Genomic DNA, 7,333 nt, shown 5'->3' on the forward strand with positions numbered 1-7,333 from the left:
TTTCGGTGTGTTCTTTTGTGCCTGGACAGTGCGTGGGTATTCTGGAAGGCCTTACCGAACGGCCGCAGCAGGCCATCCTCCCTGCATAACCTCTGCTGACCATCCTCTCCGATCACTGGCAGGTTACAGATTTGTTGCCCGCTGTGGATGCTTTTTTTGTGATCTTTCAAGGCGTTGGCATTTTTGCAGACCAGTCCGCATGGCAGCCGCTGGCCACTCTCCTCGTTCACTGTCTTATCAGAGGTTTTTTGTCCGCTGTGATATTTGCTTTTGTGACATGACAGAGAACGAGCATTTTTTAAGACCCGCTCACATGGTCGTCCCTGACCATCGTCCCCGACCACAATCGCGTTACAGATTTTTTGCCCACTATGGTTTCTTTTTTTGTGATCCGTCAGGGCATTCACACTCTTGCAGACCGCTCCGCATGATTTCTTTTGACCATCCCGCCCGACCACTGTTTCGTTGCATGTTCGTGGCCCGGAATGGTTGCTTCTTTTGTGATCTGACAGGGCTTTAGCGTTCTTGCAGACCTTTCCGCATTGCTGCTGGCCATCCCTTCCAGCCACTGTTGCATTGCAGATTTTTTGGCCGGTGTGTTCTTTTCTATTGTGATCCGATAGGGCTTTAGCACTCTTGCAGACCTTTCCGCATGGCTGCTGTTGGCCATCCTTCCTGACCACGCTTTCGTGGCAGGTTTGTTGTCCAGTGTGGATGCTTCTTTTATGAGACGACAATGTTTTAGCATTCTTGCATACCTCCCCGCATGGTCGCGGTTGGCCATCTGCACCGACCACTGTTTCGTAGCAGGTCTTTTGCCCGCTGTGATCTTTTAATTTGTGATCCCACAAAGCTTGAGTATTCTTGCAGGTTTTCCCGCATGGTCGATGCTGGCCATCCCCTCCGGTTACGGTTTGGACACAGATTCTTTGTCCGCTGTGGAATATTCTTTTGTGTGCTATCAGGCTATTAGCATTCCTGTAGACCTTGCCGCATGGCCGCTGTTGGGCATCTTTCCCGACCACGATCACGTCACAGGTTGGCTGTCCGAAGTGCTCTCTGCTTTTGTGATCCGACAGGACTTTTTGACAACGGGTAGCCCCTCCGGAAGGAAGGCAGCCCAAAGGTGAAGTCACCATGGGGCGTTTGAAATGGGTAAGCGTACAGTTAATCCCGGTTTTTTCTGGAGGGATATGGCTTCGAAGATTGAGTAACCCGTGGATTATAATCCAGTCATCAGAGTTGGCAGGCAAATTCCCGAGCATTGTCACATCATAATTGGGTGGTTCGGCTGAGTCTGTTGTAGAGACTGCCCCCGGGCCAATTAAATGTCTACAGCTGGCTGTAGAACTTTCTGCGGAATTCAGCGGCCATTCAGCGGATTCTCTGCTACCGGATGATAATCGGAAACTGCAAACGCCACGACAGGGAGAGACGAAACAATTGAAACCCAGGGTGTGCAGAGCTTGTTGAGGACCTCTGTTACCGCCGCCATAGTCAGAATAGAGAAGGTTAGCGAAATAGCCTGTAGATTGTGGGGCTCCCGGCGCTTGCTGGCTGGATGATTCTGATGGCTGATGTGATTGTTGGTCATCTACAGAGCGAAGCATCATAGTGATGGTAGCAAACGGTTGATCCCCCTGTGTCTGCGTAGATGTTGCCTCTTGTTGTTGGATTGGATTAAACAGCATGAAATCGTTAGTCAAATCGCTTTCTAAAAGCCAACTGGCTGCAACAACCACTTCTACAGGCAGCCTAACTCCGTAACTGCCGGGTCTGTTCGGTTTGTCATCAGACCGAAAATCCAGTCCTGCATAGTCGTTTGTGTCGAAAACCTCCGAAAGATTGTCCGGCAGGGTATGCCTGTCACGTTCTATAGAGACGCTCAGGTTTGGAAACACTGCCTTCTGTTCAAGCTTGATAATAAAACATTCTGTCCATGGTTCAGCCTGACAGACGACAGACAGCAACACTAGCAGAAACATTGTCGCCGCAGAGAGTGAGTGTTCAATCATTCTGTCCCTGTATTCTGGTCTCTGTAGAGCCAGGGTAGATCAAGAAAATAAGTCTTTTATCTGTCAATGATCTTTTGTTAAAAGCCAAGGGTAGCATCGAAAAAATTCTAATGAAAAGAAAGGTGTTATTTATTCAATTTACTTTTTTAGGGCTGGGTTCACCATCCTGATTCACAGGATAAGAGATGCGTTTCCGATGTGTTCTTTTGTGATCCCAAAGAGTTCTTTTATTCTTGCAGACCTTCCCGCATGGCCGCAGCTGACCATCTTCCCCAGCCACGGTCACTTCACAGTTATACTGCCCGGTGTGGCATATGTATTTGTGAGACGCCAAAGATTGAGCATTCTTGCAGACCTTCCCGCATGACCGTTGGTCGCCATATTCTGTGGTCACGGTTACGTCACAGGTTTGTTGCTCAGAGTGATCTCTTCTTCTGTGATCCCGCAGGGCTTGGGCATTTTTGCAAACTGTGCCGCACGATCGCAGCTGGCCATTATCCCCGACCACGGCCATAACACAGGTTTTTTGCCCGGAGTGTAAGCTGCTTTTGTGAACCGACAGGGATTTAGCATTCTTGTAGACTGCCCCGCATGGTCGCTGCTTACCATCCACTCCGAGAACGTTTACGTAACAGGTTTGTGGTCCGGCATGGGTTTTGCGTTTGTGATCCGACAAGGCTACAACATTCTTGTAGACCATCCCGCATGGCCGCAGTTGGCCGTCATTCCCGGCCACGGTTATGTTACAGATTTGATGCTCACTGGGGTGCCTTCTGCTTTTGTGATCCGACAAGACTTTGGCATTTTTGCAGACCCACCCGCATGGCTGCTGCTGGCCATTCTCCCCGACCACGGGCAAGTTACAGGTTTGTTGCCCACTATGGGCTTTTCTTTTGTGATCTGATAAGCCTTTAGCATTTTTGCAGACTTTCCCACATAGCCGTGGCTGACCATCCTCCCCGACAAAGGTCGCGTCACAGAGCTTTTGCCCAGTGTGGTATGAGCTTTTGTGAACCGATAGGGCAGCAGCATTCTTGCAGATCTTCCCACATGGTCGAGGCTGACCATCCTCCTCGAACACGGTTACGTCGCAGGTTTGTTGCTGGCTGCTGTGAATTTCGCCTGTGTGACCCCGCAGGGATTGTTGGCAATGCGAAGGCGTAAAGCTAATGCCGGTTTTTTCCGGAAGGCTATGCCTTCTGAGACTGAGTAAACTGTGGATGATAATCCAGTCATCGGAGTTGGCAGGCTGGTTCCTGTGCATTGTCACATCATAAATGGCAGGTTCGGTTGGGTCTGTTGCAGTGGTTGCCCCTGCACTTATTGAGTATCTATAGTTTCTTCCTTTATAGTTGCCGCCTCTATAGTTGTCAGTCATACTTTTTTCTGAATTCAGCGGCCATTCAGCGGGTTCTCTGCTATCAGATGATGATCGGAAACTACAAACGCCATGACAGGGAAAGATGAAACAATTCAAACCCAAAGTATGTAGAGTTTGCTGAGAGCCTCCGTTACCGTCGGCAGAGTCAGTATTCAGAGGGTTAGTGAAAGAGCCTGTAAGGTGGCAGGGGGTTCCCGCGGTTGGTTGCCCAGAGGGTTCTGATGGCTGGAAGGGCTGTTGGTTATGTCCGGAGCCATGCACCATCGTGATGGCGGCAAATGAGTGCCCCTCCAGTGTCAGCATAGTGGTTGCTGCTTGTTGTTCGATCGGCTTAAACGACAGTGAATCGGGGTTCCAATAGCTGTTTAAAAGCCAACCGATGGCAACAACCACTTCTACAGGTAGCCATGAATAGGGGGTGGAGCTGAGAGGAACGTCCTTGGTGGCCAGGATCGTCTCGTACACCTGCAAGTGAGTGGCATAAAGCCATTGCCACGAAATCGATTCAATAAGGAGCGTTTTTACCCCGTAACTGTTAAATTTGTGTCGTTTGTCATCAGGCGATGAACTGATTCCTGCATAGTTCCTTGTGTTGACAAGGTCTGAAGGGGTGCCCGGCGATGCGAGCAGGCCACGCTTGATAGAAAAGCTTTGGTCTGGAAACACTTCATTCTCTTCAAACTCGAGAATAAAACGTTCTGTCCACGCTTCGGCCTGACAAACGACAGATCTAAAAAGTAGTAGCAACATTAGCGGCAACAGTGATGCCGCAAAGAATGGGTGTTTAATATTTCTATCCCTGTGTTCTGGTGACTAGAGAGCAAGGATAGATCAAGAAAATAAGTCTGCTTTCTGTCAAAGACCTTTTGCTCTGCAGGAGACAATTTCGTAAAGAATCCTGTTATAAAAGGGAGAGTGGGTACTCGCCTGCAGGTATAACTGCAAGCTTATGAACTCAAGCTAAATGATTCCCTCCTTTGCGAAAATGACGACCTCCTACTTAGCGACCATCATGATGTTGATTTTGAACTGGCCAAAGTCCCGTTTGGTGCGATCCAGACAGACAACCCAGTTCCCTTCGGGCGCCACCCAGTCAACGACTCTTCTGGCAATTTCACCCTTTCATATCAAGCTTTGTCTCGAAACTGTCCTCCTACAGAGGATCTTTTGTAAAAAACTGAAGGTGACACTGGGAGAAACCTCATTGATCCCATGTACTGGATCAAATCGTTACTTATTCTGTTTACCCTGTTTAGGATTGCGACCATCATCGTGTTCCGGATCAACAGACTTACGTTTTCGATGGCTTTTTTTATGATACGACAGGACTCTGACATTTTTGCAGACCATCCTGCACGGCTGCGGTTGGCCATCCTCCCCGGTCACAATTAGGTCACAAGTTTTTGGTCCGGAGTGGTTTCTTCTTTTGTGCTCATAAAGGGCTCTAGCACTTATGCAGATCCTGCCGCATGGCCGCAGCTGGCCATCCTTCCCGGTTACGTTCACGACACAGGTTTGTTGCCCGCTGTGGCATCTGCTTTTGTGCACTGACAGGGTTTGAGTATTCTTGCAGACTATCCTGCATGGTCGCGGCTGGTCATCCTCTCCGATCACAGTTACGTTACAGGTTTTTTGCTCGGAGTGCTCTTTGCATTTGTGAGACGACAGGGCTTGAGCATTTCTGAAGACCTTTGCGCATGGTCGCTGCAGACCATCTTCCCCGACCAAGGTAAGGACACAGGTTTGTTGCCCGCTATGGACTTTTCGTTTGTGATCTGAAAAGCTTTTAGCATTCTTACAGATCATCCCGCATTGCCGTGGCTGGCCATCTTCCCCGACTACTATTACGTCACAGGTTTTTTGCCCGGTGTGGTTTCTGCTTTTGTGCTCTGACAAGGTTTGAGCATTCTTGCAGACCATCCCGCATGACCGCAGCTGGTCATCCTCTCCGACTACTATTACGTCACAGGTTTTTTGCCCAGTGTGATCTCTGGTTTTGTGAGACGACAGGGCTTGTTCATTCTTGCAGGCCTTACCGCATGGTCGCCGCTGGCCATCCTGCCCGATCACGGTTATGTGGCAGGTTTGTTGCCTGCTGTGGACTTTTTTTTTGTGATCCGAAAAGCCTTTAGCATTCTTGCAGACCGTCCCGCATGATCGAGGCTGAGCATCTTCCCCGACCACGGTAACGTCACAGAGTTTTTCTCCACTGTGGATTTTTCTTTTGTGATCCGACAGGCCTTTGGCATTCTCGAAGACCTTTCTGCATGGTTGCTGCCGGCCATCCTTCCCGACCAAGGTCACGTCACAGATTTGTTTCCCGTTGTGGACGTTGTTTTTGTGTTTCCAAAGGGCTTTAGTATTCGGGAAGACCTTCCCGCATGGCCGCAGCTCCCCATCCTTCATGACCAAGGTCATGTGACAGGTTTGTCGCTGCCTGACGTGCTTTCTGCTTTTGTGACCCGACAGTGATTTAGCATTCTTAAAGACCCTCCCGCACGGCCGCGGCTGACCATTCTCCCCGATCAGGGTCACGTTACAGATTTTTTGCCCGGTGTGGTATGAGCTTTTGTGAACCGATAGGGCTACAGCATTCTTACAGACCTTTGCGCATGGTCTCGGCTGGGCTTCTTCCCCGACTATGATTACGTCACAGGTTTGTTGCTGCCCTCTGTGAATTTTACCTGTATGATCCGACAGGGGCTGTTGGCAATAGGTAGCTCCTCCGGAAGGTAGGCTGCCCGGAGATGGAATCACCATTGGATTGGTGAAATAGACAGGCGTGTTGCTAATCCCGGTTTCTTCTGAAAGGCTATGGTTTCCCAGATTGAGTAACCCATGGACGATAATCCATTCATCAGAGTTGGCAGGCTGATTCCTGCGCATTGTCATATGACAATTGGCTGGTTCGGCTGGGTCATTTGTAGAGATTGCATCTACACTGATTGAGTATCCATAGTTGCCTGTCGAACTTTCTTCAGAATCCGGCGGCCATTCAGCGGGCTCTCTGCTATTGGATGATGGTCGGAAACTACAAACACCATGACAGGGAAAGACGAAACAATTTAAACTCAAAGTATGCAGAGTTTGCTGAGAGCCTCCGTTATTGTCGGCAGAGTCAGTATCCAGAGATTTGGTGAAAGAGCCTGTAAGGTCGCTTTGAACTCCCGCGGCCTGCTGTCTTGATGGTTCTGATGGCTTGTGCGGTTGTTGGCTATGTCCAGAGCCAGGCACCACAGTGATATAGGCAAATGGCTGCCCCCGCTGTATCACCATAGTTGCTGCTCTTGGTTGTTCTTTTGGTTTAAACGACATTGAGTCGAAATTCCAATAGCTTTTTAAAAGCCAACCGACGGTAAGAATCACTTCTACAGATAGCCATGAATAAGGGTTGGAGCGTAGAGGGGCGTCCATAGTGCTCCGGATTAGTTCGTAACGCACCAGCAGATGAATGGCGTAAAGCGATGGCCACGAAATCGATTCAACAAGAGTCTCTTTTACACCGTAACTGTAAGTCTTGTGTTGTTTGAATTCGGGTGGTGAACCGAGTTCTTTATTATCGCTTGTGTCGGTAATTTTAGGTGAACTGAACGACAGTGTACGTAGGACTGGATTTATAGAAAAGCTCTGGTTTGAAAGCATTTTATTTTGTTGAAGCTCAACAATAAAATATTCAGTCCGCGGTTCTGCCTGACAAACGACAAAAAACGGTAGTAGCAAAAGTGGTAGCAAAAGTGATGTCGCAAAGAGTGAGTGTTTAATAATTCTATCCCTGTATCCTGGTGACTAGAGAGCAATGATAGATCAAGAAAATTAGTCTGCTTTCTGTCAAAGACCTTTTGATAAAAGCCGAAGGCGGTGCCGGGAAAAAACTTATGAAAGGGCTAGCAGCCTGTCGGACTTAAGGCTGTCCTACTGCGGTTGCAATAAATTGGTC

The 7,333-nt window shown here is 48.9% G+C and carries 3 protein-coding genes; all 3 read right to left on the bottom strand.

What is annotated here, in order from left to right:
* Positions 1-2,015: hypothetical protein (locus KDK18_RS11505; RefSeq protein ID WP_257255047.1), on the bottom strand; the 2,015-nt coding region annotated here is incomplete at its 3' end.
* 133 nt (positions 2,016-2,148) lie between these two features.
* The gene (locus tag KDK18_RS11510; protein WP_257255048.1) at positions 2,149-4,146 is read right to left on the bottom strand and encodes a hypothetical protein; all 1,998 of its coding nucleotides are present in this window, start codon (positions 4,144-4,146) and stop codon (positions 2,149-2,151) included.
* Between the two features lie 480 nt (positions 4,147-4,626).
* Complete coding sequence (locus tag KDK18_RS11515) at positions 4,627-7,128, bottom strand: hypothetical protein (protein ID WP_257255049.1); 2,502 nt, start codon at positions 7,126-7,128, stop codon at positions 4,627-4,629.
* Positions 7,129-7,333: the final 205 nt, after the last annotated feature.

It is taken from the genome of Endozoicomonas sp. SESOKO3 (assembly GCF_024606255.1).